This window comes from Ruegeria sp. CDSA020, from assembly GCF_059612345.1.
In genome coordinates this window covers 156,499-176,349 of the sequence record NZ_JBXWQK010000009.1, presented here as the reverse complement: position 1 = coordinate 176,349, position 19,851 = coordinate 156,499, and the positions used below count along the sequence as shown (strand labels likewise).

General features: G+C 55.8%; 17 protein-coding genes. 8 read left to right on the top strand and 9 right to left on the bottom strand.

All coding sequences use genetic code 11. The features are described from left to right. Positions 1 to 53: 53 nt before the first annotated feature. The 5 genes from AC2FJW_RS16395 to AC2FJW_RS16375 are packed head-to-tail and all read left to right on the top strand — an operon-like array spanning position 54 to position 4,416. Positions 54 to 1,199: an aminomethyl transferase family protein gene (locus AC2FJW_RS16395; RefSeq protein WP_142638484.1), complete on the top strand. Its 1,146-nt coding sequence runs from the start codon at positions 54 to 56 to the stop codon at positions 1,197 to 1,199. 54 nt (positions 1,200 to 1,253) lie between these two features. Beyond that, a complete protein-coding gene (locus tag AC2FJW_RS16390) occupies positions 1,254 to 1,850 on the top strand; it encodes a dimethylamine monooxygenase subunit DmmA family protein (RefSeq protein ID WP_496750694.1) in 597 nt (198 codons plus the stop codon). Beyond that, positions 1,847 to 2,809: a PDR/VanB family oxidoreductase gene (locus AC2FJW_RS16385; protein ID WP_281973362.1), complete on the top strand. Its 963-nt coding sequence runs from the start codon at positions 1,847 to 1,849 to the stop codon at positions 2,807 to 2,809. The genes AC2FJW_RS16390 and AC2FJW_RS16385 overlap by 4 nt, the downstream gene beginning before the upstream one ends. Positions 2,810 to 2,822: 13 nt before the next feature. Next, entirely contained in the window at positions 2,823 to 3,890 is a 1,068-nt protein-coding gene (locus AC2FJW_RS16380) for a heme-dependent oxidative N-demethylase family protein (RefSeq protein WP_496750692.1), read from the top strand. Positions 3,891 to 3,897: 7 nt separating this feature from the next. Beyond that, positions 3,898 to 4,416 carry a GNAT family N-acetyltransferase gene (locus tag AC2FJW_RS16375; RefSeq protein WP_496750690.1) on the top strand — a complete coding sequence of 173 codons (519 nt, stop codon included), beginning with the start codon at positions 3,898 to 3,900 and terminating at the stop codon, positions 4,414 to 4,416. On the opposite strand, the gene AC2FJW_RS16370 is transcribed toward AC2FJW_RS16375, so the two are convergent. After that, positions 4,394 to 5,050, bottom strand: coding sequence for a helix-turn-helix domain-containing protein (locus AC2FJW_RS16370; RefSeq protein WP_185956716.1), 657 nt, complete (start codon positions 5,048 to 5,050; stop codon positions 4,394 to 4,396). The two genes, AC2FJW_RS16375 and AC2FJW_RS16370, sit on opposite strands and share 23 nt — an antisense overlap. 228 nt (positions 5,051 to 5,278) lie before the next feature. Then, positions 5,279 to 6,301, bottom strand: coding sequence for a helix-turn-helix domain-containing protein (locus AC2FJW_RS16365; RefSeq protein ID WP_496750688.1), 1,023 nt, complete (start codon positions 6,299 to 6,301; stop codon positions 5,279 to 5,281). 137 nt (positions 6,302 to 6,438) lie between these two features. Here AC2FJW_RS16365 and AC2FJW_RS16360 point away from each other — a divergent pair, with 137 nt between their 5' ends. After that, positions 6,439 to 7,461, top strand: coding sequence for an alpha/beta hydrolase family protein (locus AC2FJW_RS16360; RefSeq protein ID WP_496750687.1), 1,023 nt, complete (start codon positions 6,439 to 6,441; stop codon positions 7,459 to 7,461). Between the two features lie 95 nt (positions 7,462 to 7,556). Here AC2FJW_RS16360 and AC2FJW_RS16355 read toward each other — a convergent pair whose 3' ends face one another. Then, complete coding sequence (locus AC2FJW_RS16355; protein ID WP_142638500.1) at positions 7,557 to 7,973, bottom strand: helix-turn-helix domain-containing protein; 417 nt, start codon at positions 7,971 to 7,973, stop codon at positions 7,557 to 7,559. A gap of 70 nt (positions 7,974 to 8,043) precedes the next feature. Between AC2FJW_RS16355 and AC2FJW_RS16350 the strand changes: the two genes are divergently transcribed. Both AC2FJW_RS16350 and AC2FJW_RS16345 read left to right on the top strand, forming a co-directional pair. After that, complete coding sequence (locus AC2FJW_RS16350) at positions 8,044 to 9,294, top strand: MFS transporter (protein WP_496697952.1); 1,251 nt, start codon at positions 8,044 to 8,046, stop codon at positions 9,292 to 9,294. 23 nt (positions 9,295 to 9,317) lie between these two features. Next, positions 9,318 to 10,214 (top strand): alpha/beta fold hydrolase, encoded by an 897-nt coding sequence (locus AC2FJW_RS16345; protein ID WP_496750685.1) that lies wholly within the window; start codon positions 9,318 to 9,320, stop codon positions 10,212 to 10,214. Positions 10,215 to 10,724: 510 nt separating this feature from the next. Here AC2FJW_RS16345 and AC2FJW_RS16340 read toward each other — a convergent pair. The 6 genes from AC2FJW_RS16340 to AC2FJW_RS16315 all read right to left on the bottom strand — a co-directional run bounded on the left by AC2FJW_RS16340 (position 10,725) and on the right by AC2FJW_RS16315 (position 19,416). Further along, entirely contained in the window at positions 10,725 to 11,189 is a 465-nt protein-coding gene (locus AC2FJW_RS16340) for a hypothetical protein (RefSeq protein ID WP_142638504.1), read from the bottom strand. A 131-nt stretch (positions 11,190 to 11,320) separates the two neighbouring features. Then, positions 11,321 to 12,391, bottom strand: a complete 1,071-nt coding sequence (locus AC2FJW_RS16335; protein ID WP_496697947.1) for a polyprenyl synthetase family protein — start codon at positions 12,389 to 12,391, stop codon at positions 11,321 to 11,323. 3 nt (positions 12,392 to 12,394) lie between these two features. Further along, positions 12,395 to 14,443 carry a hydroxysqualene dehydroxylase gene (locus tag AC2FJW_RS16330; RefSeq protein ID WP_496750684.1) on the bottom strand — a complete coding sequence of 683 codons (2,049 nt, stop codon included), beginning with the start codon at positions 14,441 to 14,443 and terminating at the stop codon, positions 12,395 to 12,397. Next, positions 14,436 to 15,263, bottom strand: coding sequence for a DUF3237 domain-containing protein (locus tag AC2FJW_RS16325; protein WP_496750682.1), 828 nt, complete (start codon positions 15,261 to 15,263; stop codon positions 14,436 to 14,438). The genes AC2FJW_RS16330 and AC2FJW_RS16325 overlap by 8 nt, the downstream gene beginning before the upstream one ends. A gap of 14 nt (positions 15,264 to 15,277) precedes the next feature. Then, complete coding sequence (locus tag AC2FJW_RS16320) at positions 15,278 to 16,159, bottom strand: encapsulin (RefSeq protein ID WP_271951782.1); 882 nt, start codon at positions 16,157 to 16,159, stop codon at positions 15,278 to 15,280. Between the two features lie 53 nt (positions 16,160 to 16,212). Then, entirely contained in the window at positions 16,213 to 19,416 is a 3,204-nt protein-coding gene (locus AC2FJW_RS16315; protein WP_496750681.1) for an adenylate/guanylate cyclase domain-containing protein, read from the bottom strand. Positions 19,417 to 19,851 lie beyond the last annotated feature (435 nt).

Genomic DNA, 19,851 nt, shown 5'->3' with positions numbered 1-19,851 from the left:
CCAACATCGGCCTCAATATGGGCAACAAAAACGATCAACGGGAGAACCGAACCATGGCCATTCTTTGGAGGACGTCGGCCCTTGCGCAACGCCACGCCCAGATCGGCGGCGAGCTTGAAGACTGGAACGGGATGGGGACTGCTTGGTTCTATGACCAAAGCCCTGAACGCGCCAAAGCTGACTACGAAGCAATTCGGACCAAAGCTGGTCTTATGGATGTTTCCGGTTTGAAAAAGGTTCACGTGGTTGGTGAGGATGCCGCCTATGTCATTGATCGTGTCACCACGCGGAACGTCGAAAAGATCATGCCGGGGCGGTCGACCTATGCCTCAATCCTGAATGCCGAAGGCAAGTTTGTTGATGATTGCATCATCTATCGCCTGTCGGTGAACACGTGGCTGGTGGTGCATGGCACAGGCACCGGAATGGAGCAGCTGACATCCGTGGCGGCGGGTAAGAATTGTTCGGTCATCTTCGATGATGACATGCATGACATGTCGCTGCAGGGCCCGGTGGCTGTAGACTTCCTGGCTAAGCACATCCCCGGAATTCGCGATCTGGCCTATTTCGGCATCATGCAGACCAAGCTATATGGCTGCCCGGTGATGATTTCGCGGACCGGCTATACCGGCGAGCGCGGGTATGAGATATTCTGTCAGGCTAAGCACGCCGTTCACTTGTGGGACAGCATTCTGGCTGATGGCAAGGATATGGGCATCGTCCCGGTCCAGTTCTCGACGCTCGACCTGTTGCGGACCGAAAGCTACCTGCTGTTTTACCCCGGCGACAATTCCGAAACCTATCCGTTCGATGGCGATACCTGCGGCGATACACTGTGGGAACTGGGCCTGGATTTCACTGTCTCACCTGGAAAAACCGGCTTTATCGGCGCCGAGAACCACTATGCATCGCAAGGCAAAGAGCGGTTCAAGATCTATGGCGTCAAACTGAACGGCACGACCCCGGCGGATGAAGGCGCGGATCTGCTGCAAAACGGCGAGAAAGTCGGCGTTGTCACCTTCGGCATGTATTCTGATATCAATGGTCACAATGTGGGTATCGCGCGGATGCCGGTCGCATGTGCATCACCCGGCACCAAGCTGACGGTGCGCAACGGCGATGGGACAGAAATAACGGCAACTGCGGAAGAGATGCCGTTCTACGATCAGGACAAATCGATCAGAACCGCAAAGGGCTGAGTTTCAGGGGGCGCGACGGACACACCGTGGCGCCCTTTTCCTATTGAGGGCACAATGTCAAAGTTCGAATTTCCCAAGTCAATCGCAAGCCGCCCGGTCTGGGGCACGCTAGAGGTTCGCCAGGGCGAACATCATCTCATGATAGCCGAGGCCGAAGGGGCCGAAGCCATTCTCGACATCGCAACACCTGGCCTGATGGCCAAAACCCATCTGATCTACATCCCGAAAGGCACGGATTTCGCGGAAAAGCTAAGGGCATTGAACCCTGCTCAGTTCTATGAAGGCCCGTCTTTCGAGGCGTCTCTGCCGCGCATTCGTCGGGTTCTGGAGGACGCGCATATGGGATTGCAGGTCTACCTGACCGGCACTGAAGGCATGATGGGGAAGGCCATGAATGAAGTGATGGCTCTGGGTCTGCCGCACACGGCGATCCAGACCGAACATCGCGGATCGGTCGCCCGTCGGATGCAATGCGTGCATTGCAAGGGCATCACCGAAGACGTCGAGATTGACCCGTTTGTCTGTTCACATTGCGGCTTAAACCTGTTTGTGCGCGATCACTACTCCCGCCGTCTTGCCGCCTATCAGGGCGTCCGTATCGACGCCGAGGATCATGGTAATGTGCCCGAGTCGAAGGGGATTTACGAATGAGCGGTGCTGAGAAAATTCAGGTCAAGGTGACCGAGATCACTCCGCTGAACGAATTGGTGACGCGGTTCCGGTTCGAACGTATCGACGGCGCGCCATTACCAACCTTTTCGGGCGGGGCACATACTGTGGTCGAAATGCAGGATGGTGCCATTACACGGCTTAACCCCTATTCGTTGATGTCGGATCCGTTTGATCAGTCATCTTATACAATTTCGGTTCGACGTGATGATGAGGGCAGGGGGGGGTCGCTGTTCATGCACCGCCAGGTCAAGCTGGGTGACGAGATGACCATCAGCTATCCGGTCAACTTGTTTTCACTGGACTTGCGCGCCCGCAAGCATCTGTTTCTGGCCGGTGGCATCGGGATCACCCCGTTTCTGGCGCAGATCAAACAGTTGGAACTGCTGCACGGGCATTGGGAGTTGCATTACGCGTGCCGAAACACTGCCTTGGCATCTTATGCTGAGCAACTGACAGACAGACATCCGAACGAAACCCATCTGTACTATGACGATCAGAGCCAGGCGATTGATCTGAAAAATCTGCTCAGCGGGCAACCCTTGGGAACGCATGTGTATGTGTGTGGTCCAAAGGGCATGATCGACTGGGTCCGAAACACGGCTGCCGCCGAAGGCTGGCCCGAAGATTGCGTGCACTACGAAGAGTTCCTGGCGCCTCAGCCCGGCAAGCCGTTCGAGGTGCGCTTGGCGGCATCGGATAAGGTCATTCATGTGGGTGAAAACGAAAGCCTGCTGGAGGCCATCGAACGTGAAGGCGTGGACGCACCGTATCTGTGCCGCGGAGGGGCCTGCGGTCAGTGCGAAACCGTTGTGCTCGACCATGAAGGTAATTTCGTTCACCGCGATCACTGGCTGACCGGCGAAGAAAAGGCTGCGGGCAAGAAAATCATGCCCTGTGTATCGCGTTTCGAGGGCAAGTCCCTCGTGCTGGACCGTTGAGAGGAGGCCCAACATGACCATTCAATTCAACGACGAATCCTTCCGCGATGACTATACGTTTCACAACTCGGACTGGGCGATCAAACGCTTTCCGTTCCCATTCCACGAAGACAGCTACATGTATTCGGTCAACATGGAACAACATCGCGGCGGTCCCGACGGATCAGTCTATGAGATGCGGTTCGATGTGGACGAGCACTACGTCTCAGAGATGAAAGACCGCGCAATGGTTCTGGATCAGGACCCGCTGCGCTGTCAGTCGTTGCCGCATATGACTTTGGCCGGTTGGGACTTGCTAGAGCTGATCATGGTCAGCAAATCCGAAGACTATCCCGATCTGTTCGAACTGCATCGCAATGGCAACCAGTGGCGCTGGGTCAACAAACCGATGGGCATTGATCACAGCTTTACCTTCATGGACGAAACCACGCTTCCGTACGGGCCGATGGAATACATCACCCGTCAGGCACAGGGTGATTTCGCCGTGCTGGATCAGCGTGACGAGATGCTGTGGATGGACGCGGGAATGGTGACGACCCAAGCGGATTGGAGTCTGGATTTTGACATCGGAATGAACTTTTTCGAATGGCACGCGCCGGTTCCCAAAGCCCATGAAATGGGCATTTTCCAACGCGCCCTGAAATTCCTGCTGAACATTCAACAGGGTGCCCCAGCACGGCGTCTGAATTGGACTATGACAGTGAATCCGCTGCTGGATACCAGCCCGGAAAACTATCACAAATGGGGTATCCAGAAGACGACGCTGACACCTGAAAACATAGCGCACAAACAGTATCTGCGGGTCGAGTTGCAAACCTTTTTCCGCCTGCCGCGATCCAACGCCCTGGTATTCCCGATCCGCTGCTACCTGTGTAGTTTTCAGGACCTGATGACCGTTCCCAAATGGGGCCGCCGTTTGCATCGGGTCATCCGGGACCTGCCGGTCGAGCTGGCAACCTATAAAGGGTTCATCGATAACCGCCCCATGATGTTGGATTATCTCAGCCAGTTTGACGACGGGTTGCCCACGTCTCCGGGGATATGGCCGGATTTGGAAACGGAACCACGTTTGTCTAAGTAAGCGAGACTTGCGAAATTTCTCAACTCATATGATTGATCCGGGCGAAGCGCCTTGGCCCATCTCGAGTGACGATTTTGCTTTGTATGACGTGCTTGCGCTGCTTCGCGCGTCATTTCAGTACATGGATGCCCGGATCGACCCTCCGTCTTCTATCCATAGTCTGAACGTGGAAGGAATGCAGGTGCATTGTCAGGGTGGCGGCGAAATCTGGGCCGTTGGGCGACCACTTTTCGCGTGTATGTTTCTGACGCCCAAGCCAGACAGTTTGTACCTTGGAAAGCTTGCGGTGAAGGATGGATTGCGGGGTCAGGGTATCGGCCGCAGGTTAGTGCATCATGCTGCACGCCGTGCAGCAGAGCTTGGCTTACCTGCGCTGGAACTGGAAACACGCGTGGAACTTACTGAAAACCATCGCGTATTTTCGAGGCTGGGGTTCACGATCGTAAGCACGGGCAGTCGCGAAGGCTATGACAGACCCACAGATTTCTTATTGCGCAAACCGATCAGTTTGTCTGCGGATAGCTGATAACTGATATATACCGCGCCGGCAGGCTGACAAGCCGTTCGGGCCCATGCGGAGCATCTGCATCAAAGAACAGGGTATCGCCGGGTTTTAGCGGGTAAATCTGGTCCCCGTGGCGGTAATCCACCTCACCGTCCAGCATGTAAATCGTTTCGATCCCGCCATGTTGGAAAGTTGGGAACACATCTGATTCAGCGGTCAGGGTAATCAGATACGGTTCGACGATCACGCCGGATCCGTTGGCACCAATATGTCCCAACAGGTTATACTGATGGTTCGCACGTGTTCCTTCACGCTCCAGTTCGACGCCTTCTCCTGCTTTTGTATGAACCGCCTCGCGGCGTTCTTCAAACTGTCGGAAAAAGCTTGTCAAAGGAACCGAAAGCGCATCCGCCAGCGATTGCAGAGTCGTCAAGGACGGCGACGTATTTCCGTTTTCGATCTTGGACAGCATGCCAATCGACAGGCCGGTCAACTGGGCCAGCTCTGCGACCGTTATGTTCTGCTGTTTGCGAAAGGCACGAACCTCGCGGCCGATGGCAACTTCAAGAACTTTCTCTCTGTCACCCGAACGAACGGAATGTGGGTCCTGCGTCAGGTTTGCTGCCATTTCTTTGTCGCGTTTTTTCAATTTCATTCTTTCAACGTCTTGCTACACGTGTCCAAACCGGTTCTGCAAGCAGGCGCGGCGCAATACCCAATTCTATTCGGATTACCATAGCATCAGTTTTTCCTGATAGTAATATAATCATGCTGACAGAAAACAGAATAGAGATCGGATTCTCACTGTTTGACGGCTCTGACGCCAATGTCCTAAATCAAGGTTCGGCAGCTGTGGCAAGGATGCTTGGTGCACCAGAACGTCTTAGGTTTTGACCCTTTCATCGGGCACTTTCACAAGAGACCTCAACCAGCGACGCGGATTGACGCCGATCACCCTTAAGAACTCGCGGTTGAAGTTCGACTTGGTGTTAAACCCGCTGGCCAGCATCGCCTCGGTCACCGATTTTCCAGTCTTCATTACGGTGCAAGCGTGAGATATCCGATGCCTATTGATGTAGCGAGACACATTCTCGCTTTTGCCTTTGTTGATTGCGCTTGAAAGCTGCTTTTCTGGAACCTGCAATTTTCGGGCCAACCGGGCCAATGTGAGATCGGGATCGAGATATGGCTTATGTGTTTCCATATAGGCGTCGAGCTTTTCGACAATAGCGGTGTCACGGGTTTTATCTTGCTTGGAATACGCATCGCGCGTGTCAGAGCCAATGCTCTGACTTTCGATTGCATGCGATAGGCTGAGCGCCCCTAATATGAGCAGTGTGATTGCGGAAAACAGGCTTGGCAGCCAGAGCAAGACCTCGGTGTCTCCGGATGCAAGGCGGACTCCAATGAATATGTCGCTGCCTGCTGAGGCGATCAAAGCGATGGCCAGAACACGCCAAACCCAAACAATCATGCGCCCGTTTTCTAAGCGGCTATGGGGCAAACTATCTTCGCCGCGTAAGAGCATAAACGCGATGGCGATACCGTATGCCGCAAAGAGAAAGGGGATCAACACGTCCAGCGCTTCGGGTCGGGTTGCCAGAAAACTTATCGCAAGGGCCGGACCTACCGCATGCAAATACAAGTCCTGTCTGCGCAGATAACCCACCGAGGCCTGACGAAAGGACAGCCACGCGGATGCGGCAATTACGGTCGCAAGAATGGGCTGAACGACCCTGAGACCCGTAAAGCCATAATATTGCACAAGCGCGATAACCGCACTTTGTGCTGCGCAACATCCGATGAGGACCAAAAGCGTGGGATGGGTTTTGCGGGTCAGAAAGCGATGTAAAAGAAAGCCCGAAAGCAGCAGGGCAGTAATCATTGGGATCGGTAGAACTGGCATCAGGGGGGTCCGTTTTCGTCTGTCATAGGACCTAAATCCTGATCTGCGCGACCTTAAACCGGATTCAGGTCGTATGAAATCCCGACAGCGTCTGAATGTAGGCCGACACTAATGCCACCCTACAAAAAAGGCGCGCCATGAAACTTCCTCTTCTTACCCTCGTCATGACCCTTTCGGCGGGCACGGAAATTGCTGCACAAGATGTCGGCCTCGTCGAATTGACGATTGCCGCACCTCATCATGATCAGGACATGCAAATGGCTGTTATGTTCCCTGCGGCAGGTCAGCGCCAGACTATGTTTGCAGAAAATGCAGTGTTCTATGGAACAGCAGTAGTCGAAAACGCCAAGCCGGTGCCAGGGCAACATCCGGTTGTTCTTCTCTCACACGGATGGGGCGGCAATTATGCACGAATGGCGTGGCTTAGTGCGGGGTTGGTCTCGCAAGGTGCAATCGTAGTGGCAGTAAACCATCCAGGCAGCACGACCTTAGATTTGGATTTCGATACCGCATTTAATCATTGGACCCGCGCCCAGGACATGTCCACCGCGTTGGATCACGCGCTGCAAGACCCGGTTTTCGCCCCCCTCATCGACACTTCACGGATCTACGCCACGGGTTTCTCTTATGGTGGCTGGACAGCCCTTTCGCTTGCGGGCGTCCAGGGCAATCGTGACGGATTTTTCGATTATTGCGAGGCCGCAGGGGCAGGGTCACAATTTTGCGCAAAGCTGACGGCAGAGGGCGTCAATGTAACCGCAATCGACCAGGAAAAATATGAGGCATCTTACAAGGATCCACGGGTCAGTGCCGTCGCAGCCATTGATCCGGGACTAACTTGGGATCTTGCGCATAAGGATGTGCGGGACGTGACAGCCTCGCTTTTTCTGATTGGATTGGGTGACGGGGCCGACAGGCTGAATGCAACAGACACGAGCGCCCTGGGAAGCAATTTTGAGGCGCTGGTTCCTCAGGCCGCGGTGATGACGATCGCGCCCGCAACGCATTTCACCGCGCTTGGATTATGTAAGCCCGCCGGTGAAGCGATTTTGATCGAAGAGCAGGACGATCCTGTTTGCACTGATCCTGTGGGAACGGACCGCGCCCAAGTTCTTGACATGATAATTGACAGTTTGGCCGCTCACTTCGATCTGAATTAGTGTATTTCGGACACTTACATATCGGCATTGCATCCAATGGTGCGGGCGGACCATACCCCTCAGCGGTATACCAAAAATTCGTAGTTGGCTTGCTGCTACCTGCCACTGGCTTTCTTCGTGCCCCGGTGATGGGCGAGGTCGATGAGCCGTCTGAATGTTGGGCATTCCAAATGCGATGGCGCCGGGCAATCCGCCACATGTCGCAGGGTATCGCGCAGCGCCGTCAGCTCGCGGATTTGCCGATCCAGCGCATCCGCACGAATGTGAAACTCTTGCCGGGGGATATTCGGAGTTCCATCAAGGCCGAACATCCCCGAGATTTCCTCAAGTGAAAACCCCGCAGATTTGCCCATCGTGATCAGGGCAAGTTGCAATAAGACATCCGGCGTGAACTGCCGACGAAGCCCGTGCCGCGCAACAGACGAGATCAGGCCAAGCTCATCATAGTAACGCAGCGTTGAAGTTGGGGTGCCGGTCTTTTTCGACACCTCGCCTATATCCAAAAGTTTCATGCTTGACCTCAAGTCGACTTGAATTCGTAACGTCGCTTTCTGTAGCGATTCCGACAAGAGGAAAATAGTGGTGCACATCAAATCAAATGCATTGAAGACAACGAGACCCGGCGCTTTGTTGTGTTTCTCCCTGTCCATGCTGCTGGCCTCATTGGGCACCAGCATTGCCAATATCGCCTTGCCTGCAATCGCCCAGGACCTGAAGGCGCCGGTACATCAAGTGCAATGGGTGGTGATCGCATATCTCGCGACACTGACGCTGTTCTCTGTGCTGGCTGGACGACTTGGGGACCGCTTTGGACGACAGCAGATGCTGATCTTCGGGCTTATACTTTTCGCGCTGGCCTCTGCGTTTTGCGGCTTGGCGCCCAATCTTAAGGTGTTGAGTGCCGCGCGGTCTCTTCAGGGAATTGGCGCTGCATTCCTCATGGTGCTGACCGTCGCACTCGTTCGCGATATTTTTGAAACAGAGCGTGTCGGGCAAGCCATGGGCCTGTTGGGCACGATGTCGGCGGTCGGAACTGCACTGGGACCTTCGTTGGGTGGGGTGCTGATTGGAAAACTCGGGTGGCAAGGAGTGTTCTTTGTCCTGGTGCCGATGAGCCTGACTACGGCCATTTTGGCCGTTCGGCTTTTGCCCGCAAGTGTTTCCTCTGGGATAACACCTCTGGTCGGACTAACTGCACTGCGAAAGAGCGGCGCTATCCCCGGCCTTGCAGCAAATTTTCTGGTGGCAAATGTGATGTTGACCACTTTGCTGATAGGCCCCTTCTTTCTGGGGCAGTCTCTTGGGCTGAGCGCGGCGAAAGTGGGGCTTGTCATGTCGGTCGGACCAATCATATCGATCTTCCTCGGCGTCCCATCGGGTCGGCTTGTGGATGCATGGGGGGCGGCGCGTGTTCTGTCGCTTGGGCTCATTGCTCTGACCACCGGGACCTTTGCGCTTGCGGTCCTGCCAGTCGCATTCGGTGTCATTGGCTACATTGGCGCTATCAGCATCCTGACACCGGGATACCAGTTGTTTCAGGCCGCCAACAACACCATGATCATGGTGGGGGTTCGGGCAGATCAGCGGGGGACAGTTTCAGGGCTGCTTGGCTTGTCGCGCAATCTGGGCCTTATTTTCGGCGCCTCTGTCATGGGGACGGTCTTTTCCTTTGGGATCGGCGCCCGCACCGTCGAGGCAGCATCTGCTGAAGCGATTGCCAACGGGATGCAGCTCACCTTTGTAATCTGCGGGGTATTGGCCATCGTGGCGTATTGGCTTTCGCGTCGAACTTCGTTGAAGAGCATCACCAGTAAGACAGTCGCGAGACAATGATAGAGGAGGTCGCAGACCTACCGATGAACACTTTTAAACCTGTCCCAATAGACGGCTTGAACGTGCAGATTTGGGGGCATGGTGATACGCCCGCGCTCATTTTCCATGGGGGGCCAGGGTCGGGTCTCAACCCGCAGCACACAGCCTATTTCGACGCCGACCGCCATCGGGTAGTTCTTTTTGACCAACGCGGAACGGGGTTGTCGGGCAGAGCTGGTCGGGTCACAGCAAACACGACCCAGCACACCCTACGCGATGCCGAGGCCATCCGGATGGCCCTGGGATATGAAGATTGGATAGTGCTGGGTGGTTCATGGGGTGGCGCACTGGCATTGGCCTACGCATCCGCTCATCCTGATCGGGTACGCGCATTGATCGTGCGCAGCACGCATATCTGCCGTCCTTCAATGGACCAGTGGATGTTGCGCGATAGGGCAAAGCGTTTCGAAGCCGGGCAGCTTGCGCGCGGCCTGTTTCTCGATCCTCTCGATGAGACTGAACAGCTCCATCCTGCCATAGCATGGTTTGCCCGTATGGAAGACAATGACGCGCAAGCACGTGAGGCAGCCCGCCGTGTGATGGCTCTTGAAGATGCGTTTCATGGACCGCAACCTGGCACTGTGCGGCTTCCGGCAGCCGTCACCCAAAGCGACATAAATCGCACCCGCGTGTACCTTTGGTACTGGCTTAATAATTTCTTCCTACCTGTTACGGGGCCCGGAGATCCAAATACAATCGCCGTACTCCCACATCGTTTGATCCATGGAGAGGGTGACCTAATTTGCCCGATTGAACCTGCCCGTGCCTTTGCCCAAGCTGGAAAGCTTCAATTTGAGGAGATTGAGAGACTGGGTCACAACGGTTTGGCGCCGCAGATGATCGCTGCTGTGCGCCAAGCCGTAGATGATTTGAGCGGTTGAGTAATGAGCAAAGCGCGTTCTCAAATCGGACAATCGCGGCAATTCCGAGTGCGCGCAATTTGGGTTCAGGGCATCGTCATTTTTTTGTTTGCGTGAGGTGGCTGAAGCAAAGCGCGATGCCTGACCGCCTTCGATTCCGTATGCGAGAGACGGGGGACAATCCTGGCAGGTCATTCCGCTTCGCGCGTCGATGTTGTTCAGCAGTTTATATCGTTTGCCCGGTAATCTTTTGGTCGATTTTTGTGCCAAGCCGACCCATCTCACCCGATTTAAGAAGCTGTTTGTTCTTGCTCGGCATTCACGTTGGCTGTGGCACCTAAAAGCCCAATGGCAGGAATAGTTAAGTTATCTATGAGGCGCATGTTTAGCCTCGCCCGGTGCCAGCTTCGTATGAGGCACATGATTACGATTCGAAATATTTTTCGAAGCTATTTTTCTGCATATGTGCAATCGAAATAGAAAACTCCGACCACGGGCAATACTGCATCATACCATCGGGGCAGGATCACTTTAGTCAGCCACAACTTCAAAGGTGACAACGATGGCGGTGTTTTCGCTGCCTTTGGTGTATACGCGCCCCTGATATTGGCCGGGTTCTGCCAGATCATGAATGGTGAGGCTTACGGCAACGTCGACGGCCTGTCCCGGGGGAATACGGACTGCGGAAGGTTGGATGCTCATCTTGTCGGTTGGCAACACGTTGCCGTCGCGGCTGATCATGTCGCCCGGTTCGAACTGCAAGTCGACAACGTCTGCTCCGGCAGGTGCAGCAAAGGATAACAGAATGGTTCCTGTCTCACCGGGCCTGCAGGGCTTGCGGCAGTGAAAGGGTCCGTCCAGCTGTTGTGTGGTGCTGTTTTCCGCATTCAGAATGCCCCGTGCGATCTGAGATATCGGAAGTGTATCCTGCTCCGGAACGGCCTTGGTGGCCGTGCGGAGAGCGCTGACAAATGGTTTTCGCTCGAAATAAGGCATAGCTTAATGTGCACAGCCTACAGCGTTTAGTAAATGACAAACTTGAAAGGAATGCGTATTGGATTCGGCGGTGGATTCACGGAATTTCGAAATTTAAGATATTGAATATCTACAAAAAAATAGGGCGAGTGTTAGACCTGGCGCGCCACCAGATAATCCATGAACTGACCAAGAAACGCGCGCGGCGCCGCGTTGGTATTTGCAAATACAAGATCGAATTCCCGACGGGCCGCCGCAAGCAGGTCATTTGCTGCGGCCTGAGCATATTCAATGCAAGAATAGTGGTTCATCCGCGCCAATACCCATTCGACCTCTTGTTCCGAACGGGCCGTTCTTGGCTTTTCCAGAAACTCTGACAGTCGGGACTGTTCCTGCCGATCCGCCTGCGCCCCAAGACGGCCCAGCATCAGCGTGCGTTTGCCTTCGTAGATATCCCCGCCGATCTCTTTGCCGTATTTCCCCTGGCTTCCCACAAGATTCAGAACGTCATCCTGGATCTGAAAGGCGGCCCCCAGAAAAAAGCCGAACGCGTTGAAGTCATCCAGATTCAGCGTTCCGGAGGCGACATCGTCTGGGCGCGCGATCAGGGCACCTATACGCATCGGGTGAATGAAGCTGTACCAGCAGGTTTTCTTCAGACACATGGTCAGGTAGTCGGACGGGCTGAGGTCAAGGCGATTGTCTTTTATCCATCCCAATTCAAGAGCTTGGCCCTCGATCGACTCTTTCAGCAGGTGATCAAACTCGTCCACCACGCGCGCGCCGGTCATCGGGCCCAGAGGGCCGAGGTTCTGGCGAAGCAGGCTAAGCGCCAGAGATTGCATGCCGTCGCCGATATTGATCGCCAAAGGCACACCAAGACGTTTGTGCATACATTCCCGACCCCGTCGGAAATCGCTGAGGTCTTCGATATCGTCATGAACCAGAAATGCATTGTGCAGCAATTCGATGACCGAAGCAGCAATTTCGGCATCCTCGGCTTTTCCGCCGAATGCTTCACATGTGGCCAGAAGAAGGGCAGGTCTTAGCCCTTTGCCCGAGGTTTCGATATAGTCCCGCATAGGCCCATAGAGATAGGCTTGCGGCTCACCCGTTGGCATTTTGTCCAACAGTACTTTGCGCGCCTGATCGCCATAACGCGTCAGTTGCTCAAGGAAACCTTGCGTGGCCGCGGATGCCGGCTGCGCCTTGGGAACAGTCACCGGTCAGCCTTTCTGCGTGATGATGACTTTGCGACCGGACGTGTCGGTTGGCGGTGAGGTCGCCTCGACAATGCCGATCGCCAGATCTTCAGCAAAGTCCGCGCCGGGGATCGGTGTGTCCCGGCCTGGCAGATGCGCGGCCATCAGATTATAGAGCTCTGGAGGTGCCGCGACCATGCGCAACGCGTCCGAGATCGCAGGGTCTTCGACAATTCCGCCGGGCTTGGAGTATTCGGCCGTTAGCGGACCAATCGCGGCCAGCGGTCCTTGCCCACCACGTTTGGTGCCGGTGGCGTCTTGTCCCATGCGCAAAGTGGCCTCGACAGCGATGGCAAAGCGTTCATCCCAGGGCTCACCCGCCTGATATCGGGCATAGTCATAGGCCCGCAGGGGTTGCAGGATGTCGGGCTCATGCAGATCCCAGATTTCACAGGGCTGGGCCTCAGAACCACTGCGCCGCAGGATGGCATTGACGGCTCTTCGGGCAGCCTCATTTGCGCCTTCCATGGTGGCCAGGTCGGTGTTGGTCCGGACGTAGTCGGACGCAAGCATAAAGTTCGGTATCAGCGTCGCCGCTTCGGGCCGCAGCCGCCAGCTGTTAATGCGGTTTACCAACAGCGGTTCGACATTGCTTTCTCGGGCAGGATGATCGGGGTCCTCGACGATGTCGGGATCCAGGAACCAATAATGCAGTTCTTCATCCCTGAGGACGATGTTGCCATCAACGTTCAGGCTGCGCTTGAGCTGTTCCCAGACTTCTTTGGCGATTTCTTCACGAGAGCTGTCGCGCGCGGTTTTTCCGTTTGTGCCCGGCTTGTCCCATTCGGAAATATCGACCGAGAGCAATCCCTTGGTCATACCGTCGGCCCAGTTTTCAAAATCTATCTGGGACCAGAATTGTTTTTGCGAAACAGCCGTCAGCGCCCAAGGGCTGTCGATAAAGATCACATGGCCATGGGCCAGTTCAACATCCTTGGTCAGGTAAAACTGGATGCCATTCATCCACTGCACGTCTTCGGCAAGCAATGGCAGCTTGGCCAGACCCGGATCTACCTTTGTCATGGCCGGCGTCACCAGCGGAGCGATGCGTTCTACGGGCAAGGCGCTGATGAACCAGTCGCCGGTGACCTGCTTTTGCACGCCATCCTGTTCAACCGTGGCGCTGGAAATTCGGCCGTTTCGGCATTCAATCCCGGTGACCTTGGAATCGAAATGGTACACCACACCCCGGCTTTTCAGATATTCCAGCCAAGGCTGAATCCAGACCAGGTTGGTCGGCCCGTTCAGCAGCCTGTTGCTGGTCGCCTCGGGTGTTGCGATCCCAAGCTGCAGTTGAATGGCGACATCGCCAACGGTCTTGGTGCTTGCGGTTGTCGCTTTGGCCGCCACTAGTGACCGGGTCAGGCCGATTGCCAGAAACTTCTGATAGGCTTCGGACCGCTCCGCGGCGCCGATGAATTCCCACCAGCCGATACGTTCATACTCATCGAACCGGCGCTCTTTGCACGAGGTCGCAATGCGCCACATGCAACCAAGGAAATGTTCGATATCCTCAAAGTCGATTTCGTTGCGCGGCGAGATTGTATAGGCAAAGGTCTTGAGCGCATTGGCGACCTCTTTTAGCGATTGTGGAAACCGCTCGGGTACGATGATACCGGGGTGGTCGAACTGGCTGACCAATACCTGGGTTGTCGGAACCAGATTGTCGTAGCAGGTGCCTTTGTCATAATAGGGCGTGCGCGACATCGTATTGGTGATGTGCCGGTAGAAGTTGGGGAAGAACCGGAACCCATGTTCACCGGGCAACCAGGGGCGTTTGACACCGGGTGGCAGGTCATAGCCGTGCATCCCGATCCAGTCTTTCAGCGCTCTGATATGTTCCTCTTTCGAACCGTGATCGTCTTCACCTTCAAGCACGGGAATGCTGCGTGCCTTGCCGCCGGCGATAAGCTGACGCTCATACACTTCGACTTCAAAACCCCGTTCGATCAGCTCATGCGCGGCGCTCATCCCGCCGACGCCTCCGCCTAATATGACCACCTTTTCAGCCATCGGATGTTCCTTTCGCGGAATAGACGTCAAATCGCAGGGTGATGTCGGACAGGCTGGCCTCTCCGATCCCGAAACCCTGCAGACGGTTGATCCACATATAACGCGGATTCGAGGTCAGATACCGGGGTGCCAGCCGAACCGGGGCACTGGGTGGCAGCTTGCCCTTGGCAAGGGCGGCATAGCCATCCGTACCGAAATCGCAGATCCCGGTATCGTCGAACATGACCGGGGCACCGCCGGTTGTCGGATTGATCAGCGCCTTGGCATGCAGAATACCCACGCCATCAGGGCGCACGCGCATCCAGTCTCCGCCCACCGGCTCGATCGTTCCGTTCAGTTTCGGGCCGGTCACGGTACCGCCTTCTTTGATCGCAAAATGCAGCCATATGCCATCGGGAGTTTCACCCGATGGGTTGAAGTTGCCTGAAAACGGCACCTCAAAATGGGCGATATGATCCAGCACCGGACTGGATGTCTCGTGTTTTGGCGCGCGATCTTCTGGTTTCGGCGCGACCGCGTTTCCGGGGTCATAATCGCGCCCGCCCGAGGTCAGAACCGGCCGCCAGGTCATCTGTTTTCCCACAGCGGGAACCGGCAGGGCCGCTGCAAATTGTTGCAACCCCGATTGTGGATCCTGACCCAGTGGCCACCCACGGACAGCCCGTTCAGGTCCGCCCCCTTCGCGATAGAACAGGCGCAGCGTGTCATGCGGAGATATCGCAGGCCCGGCCTCAACCAGAACCCGCTGTACCCCGGTGGCTGCTTGAAAGGCGGCCTCGGACCAGCGCAGGGTGACCCCGCCGTCGCTGAATTCCCGCATACCCATCGCGCCGGTCAGCACGTGATGGTCGAGATAGCCTGAGCTTCTTTGATCCTGAGGCGGAACTTCTGCTGAACGCGGAAGATATGATCGCCATCTGCCGAGGTCTGCAGATATTTGACAGCAATGTCAGAAGGCACAACAATCTCAACCGGTGCGCCCTGCAAAGACACCAGCACGGCCTTGTTCACCGGAAATGCGCCAGACCGCAGCAGCGGCCCGTCCAGAAATGGCAGAATGCTGTCGCGGGGCAGGACCATCGAGTTTTCCATCGGTGTCGTGACCGCCTGGAACAGGCCGTTACCCATCACACAGGCATAGGGTCCAAGATGACCTAGGGATTCCAGTTGACTGATCCCCGCAACCACGGCCTCGAAAACCTCGGGGCCGGTAGGCTTTTTCTTGGAACCGCTGGAAATGGGTTGTGCCTCCCCCGCTTCCAGCAGGCCTTCGTATTTTCCACCACCGCTTACGGTATAAACTGGGGGCAGCGTGACGGGTGCGCCGGGCGCGGGTTGGGGGCCTTCACCGGTGCCGGCCTGACCGTTAAAAATGATCTCATCCTCGACCCGTGCGACAATGGCAGCCGCCCGGCGGAACATGATCAGCGCGGCGGCCAGTTCGGGATCTGCAAGCTGTGCGCCTTTGACATGGACGTTCACGGACACTGTCGACAGCCGCGTCGTATCAAAATCATTCACGCCAAAGCGCATCTTTGGACCGGTCGCTTCGGGAACCAGTTCAAGCTTGTTCAGAGGAACCGATTGGGTATCAGCCGGTAGCGGGCCGTAGAGCGGCAGAAAACTGGCAGCAATACGCGCGCGCAACGCTTCATCGTGGACGGCCTTGTTCACAGCGTCCCACTGCTGCTGGTCCAATTCAAGTGCTTCGGTCATCGTCTCCCCCTTCTGGATGGCACTGCGCGGTTAAATCTGGCAGCTATCTAATTTCATAACGTTTTAGCAAATTTGTTCAGGCAATCCAGAGCGCGTTTCTCTTGAACAACTGCCCCGATGTCACGTGCAAGCTGCAGGGCTTGATTTGCCTCGGTGACAGCTTGGTCAAGGTCGCCACGGGCGGCCAATGCTTTAGCGCGCACACGGTGATATTCCGGCTTGTTCAACATCTCTCCACGCTCCCACCCGGGCGTGCAAACATGTTCAAGCCGGTTCAGGGCATCCTCGATATGACCCTGATCGATCAACAGCTCGGACAGGACAATCTGGTTTTGCGGGAAGGTAAAGTTGCCGCCAGCCTGGGACACAAGGTCCATATAGGTCCCGGCACGAGCAGCCCCCCCGATCACGTCACCTTTGCCCGCCTGAGCCAGACCCAGATAGATATCCTGCATTGCGTGAAGATACAGGAACCCTTCTTCGTCCGCGATCCGACGCGCTTCGTTCATCGTATCGTCCAGCAAGTCCCATTCGCCCGCATACGGAAGGAACATCGACGACGCGCCCATAATGTAAACAAGGTTGGGGGCGTGTTCGAACGGCTTGCTGATTTCGATCGACTTCAGGCGGGCCTCTTCGGCCTCGTCGAATTTGCCAAGCTGCCACAGAAGACAGCCCTGAATGGCAAAGAACGACGCGCTGGTCGAGGACTGGGTCATCGGCATCATGGCCATGTCAAGCTCGGGCGTGATCAGGGCAAGGCCCCGTTCAAGCTGTCTTTCGCAATCGGCAAACTCGCCGCGGAAATAATGAGTATAGCTGAGTGCCCGAGCAGCAAGGACGTTTGTAACCGGATCCGGTGCAAGGCTGGCCATGCCGTCAAGGGCCTGCGCCATCTCAAGTGCGCGGTTCATCTGGCCCGACACAAAGAAATGCGTCCATCGGCAGAAGGTCGCGGCAAACAGGGTTTCGCCCGCACCCAGCGCCTGTGCAAGATGCATCGCACGGGCTGCGGTCTGCCCAACCTGTGTGGATGACCAACCGTGTATCGCCATGAACGCAGGCAACACATTCATCTGAACGCCAAGCTCTACCCCATCTCGTTCGGGACCGCCGGGCATCGTTTCGATATTGCGCAATGCGGCCTGAAAAGCGGCAATCGCCGGTAGGTTCGCAAGGCGGCTGAGGGCCTGTTCACCCGCCAGAACCCAGTGGGTAACAGCCTCGCCCTTAAGACCGCCTAGATCGCAGTGATGCGCCACGGTATCCGGTGTCGGGTTACCAAAAGCCTTGTGACCGGCCAGCAATTCTTTGGCGATTTTCAGGTGAATCTGTTCCCGGTCTTCAAGTAAAAGCGACTGGTACGCTGTGTCCTGCACCAGCGCATGGTGGAACGTGTAAGTCGGCGCCCCGGCTTCGCTGGTGATGGATACCAGACCTGCACCGATCAGTTGGATCAATGCCGATTCCACATCCGTGTCCTTGGGCGCTACCGCATGGATCATCGCCGACGTGAAGCTGCGGCCAATCACGGATCCCAACTGCGCTACAGGTCGCGCATTTTCCATCCGGTCCAGCCGCGACATCAGCGAGTCATGAAGAGTTGCGGGGATACTGAGGGTTCCCATTACCCCGGCGTCGATGGGTACGTCCTGCGGCAGCTGATCCAGAACCGCCTTGGTCATTTCCTCGATATAAAGCGGCACACCATCGGCTTTTTCGACAATCTGTCTGACCAAAGTGACCGGCAGGCTGCGCGGTACGGCAACACGGCGCACCAGTTCAGACGCTTCGAGAACCGAAAGAGGTGTCAATTCGACGATTGACGCGCGGCCTTCAAAATGTTCCGGAGGCTCGTATTCAGGGCGGTGCGTCAGAACCACAAGGATGGGCAATTGGTCCAAGGCGTCGATCAGCGCGTCCAAGGCATCCAGCGTGGTTGCGTCCGCCCAGTGCACATCTTCGAATACCAACAGCAATGACCCGCGTTCATCGCAGATGCTCCCGGCACAGCGGATCAGCAAATCCAAAGATTTGCGGGCTTTCTTGATCGGATCGGGTTCGACCGGAGCGTCAGTTTCAAACCCGGCCAAATCCAATAGCAGCGCAGCATCTTCTTCGGTCAAACGAGAGGCGTATTTCGCGTATTCCCTGATCGACTCGGTTACCTTGTCGGTATCAGTCTCATCCCCTGCAAACCGTCGAAGCTCGGCACGCAGCGGGTGCAGGGGCAAACTGGCAAGATGCGGGACACATTGCAGGGTCATAGGCCTTTGTCCCAGCGTTTTGCTGAGGGAATTGATCAGGCGCGATTTCCCGATACCGGCCGGGCCACCAACCAGCGCAACCTGACCCGATCCGCGCAGCACATGATCCCAAAGCCCTGTCAGGCCGGTCAGGTCGTCTTCGCGGGCAACCAATTTGACCGTGGACTTGCCGGTGCGCGCGTCGAACCGGCTGGCGGCGATCTTTTCGTCAATAACGCGGAAGACCGAGCGCTCACCATCAAATCCCTTCAATTCGTGATTGCCGCGCGGTTCAAAGTTAAAGGCCCCTTTTGTCAGGCGCCATGTCTCGGACGAGACGACAACTTCACCGGGATTGGCCAATCCCTGAAGGCGTGAGGCAAGGTTGGCCGTTTCGCCAACAATGAAATCCTGTGTTCCCAGGCTGGCAGAGGAAACAACCCCGACAACGACAACTCCGGTTGCGATTCCCGCGCGCAGGTCCAGGTTTTCACCGAACTTGTTTTCCAGATTCTGAACCGCTTCGATGGTTTCCAAAACCGCACGCACCGCGCGCTCGGTATCATCTTCAGTGGCTTTCGGATATCCGAAATACATCATGATGCCATCGCCCTGCTTATAAGCCAGGTGGCATCCGTGTTGTTTCATCGTGCCGATGGCGGTGTCCAGATACAGATTCATGATCTGCATCAGCTCTTCCGGATCATGCCGCTGTGCTAATTGCGTGGACCCGACCAGATCGCAGAATACAAGCGTCAGCTGTCGCCGTTCGGCCACGCGGGACATTGCGGGTTTGTCGGACGCTTCCTGAAGCTTCAGTTCTGCCTGTGTTTGCCGAAAACGTTTCCTTTGACCGACTGTCAAACCCAGATCTCGAAGTTCCGGGTCTGTCAATTCGTCCAATATTACGTCGTCTATCCCTTCTTCGAGAAACCGCGCGCTGAAGTCATGTAGATCGGCGTTTTGCAGAATAGTTGAAAGGCGTGTGGATTTCCCGATGACAGTCGTCATTGATCAGCGCTTGCCCCCTGGTACTTCTTCGGCACATCGTTGCATGCCTCATTCGCGTCGATATCGCGCCGAATCCAAAAGATTGACGTGGTATCAGACCAATTTGGTAACAAGTGTGGCAGATGTCGGGCCGAATTGCTATGATATTGCGGTCAAGCCTCCCAAATGAATGGTTTTGTTGTCAAATCGGAACCAGCCCGGTGTGGTCGCACCACTCAGACGCAATTTCGGTCGGTCCGAGGTTAATTGGCACCAGATACAAGGCCTCAGGGATTCAGGTTAATCCGGCCGGAAACCAGTGGTCTGACTGGATGGCCGTAAATATGCCGGTTGGTCACAAATGCGTCGCGAGCCCTTTCGCGGGCCATAGCTCTTGGATAAAAGAATAACGCGCCAGCACCGAAACGCCGGCCTTCGATGTCTTCATTGAATTAC

What these genes read in the sequence shown, in the direction of transcription:
- AC2FJW_RS16395 (WP_142638484.1), top strand. Translation starts at nt 54, where the DNA reads ATGGCCATTCTTTGGAGGACGTCGGCCCTTGCGCAACGCCACGCCCAG.
- AC2FJW_RS16390 (WP_496750694.1), top strand. Translation starts at nt 1,254, where the DNA reads ATGTCAAAGTTCGAATTTCCCAAGTCAATCGCAAGCCGCCCGGTCTGG.
- AC2FJW_RS16385 (WP_281973362.1), top strand. Translation starts at nt 1,847, where the DNA reads ATGAGCGGTGCTGAGAAAATTCAGGTCAAGGTGACCGAGATCACTCCG.
- AC2FJW_RS16380 (WP_496750692.1), top strand. Translation starts at nt 2,823, where the DNA reads ATGACCATTCAATTCAACGACGAATCCTTCCGCGATGACTATACGTTT.
- AC2FJW_RS16370 (WP_185956716.1), bottom strand. Translation starts at nt 5,050, where the DNA reads ATGAAATTGAAAAAACGCGACAAAGAAATGGCAGCAAACCTGACGCAG.
- AC2FJW_RS16365 (WP_496750688.1), bottom strand. Translation starts at nt 6,301, where the DNA reads ATGCCAGTTCTACCGATCCCAATGATTACTGCCCTGCTGCTTTCGGGC.
- AC2FJW_RS16360 (WP_496750687.1), top strand. Translation starts at nt 6,439, where the DNA reads ATGAAACTTCCTCTTCTTACCCTCGTCATGACCCTTTCGGCGGGCACG.
- AC2FJW_RS16355 (WP_142638500.1), bottom strand. Translation starts at nt 7,973, where the DNA reads ATGAAACTTTTGGATATAGGCGAGGTGTCGAAAAAGACCGGCACCCCA.
- AC2FJW_RS16345 (WP_496750685.1), top strand. Translation starts at nt 9,318, where the DNA reads ATGAACACTTTTAAACCTGTCCCAATAGACGGCTTGAACGTGCAGATT.
- AC2FJW_RS16340 (WP_142638504.1), bottom strand. Translation starts at nt 11,189, where the DNA reads ATGCCTTATTTCGAGCGAAAACCATTTGTCAGCGCTCTCCGCACGGCC.
- AC2FJW_RS16330 (WP_496750684.1), bottom strand. Translation starts at nt 14,443, where the DNA reads ATGGCTGAAAAGGTGGTCATATTAGGCGGAGGCGTCGGCGGGATGAGC.
- AC2FJW_RS16325 (WP_496750682.1), bottom strand. Translation starts at nt 15,263, where the DNA reads ATGCGGGAATTCAGCGACGGCGGGGTCACCCTGCGCTGGTCCGAGGCC.
- AC2FJW_RS16320 (WP_271951782.1), bottom strand. Translation starts at nt 16,159, where the DNA reads ATGACCGAAGCACTTGAATTGGACCAGCAGCAGTGGGACGCTGTGAAC.
- AC2FJW_RS16315 (WP_496750681.1), bottom strand. Translation starts at nt 19,416, where the DNA reads ATGACGACTGTCATCGGGAAATCCACACGCCTTTCAACTATTCTGCAA.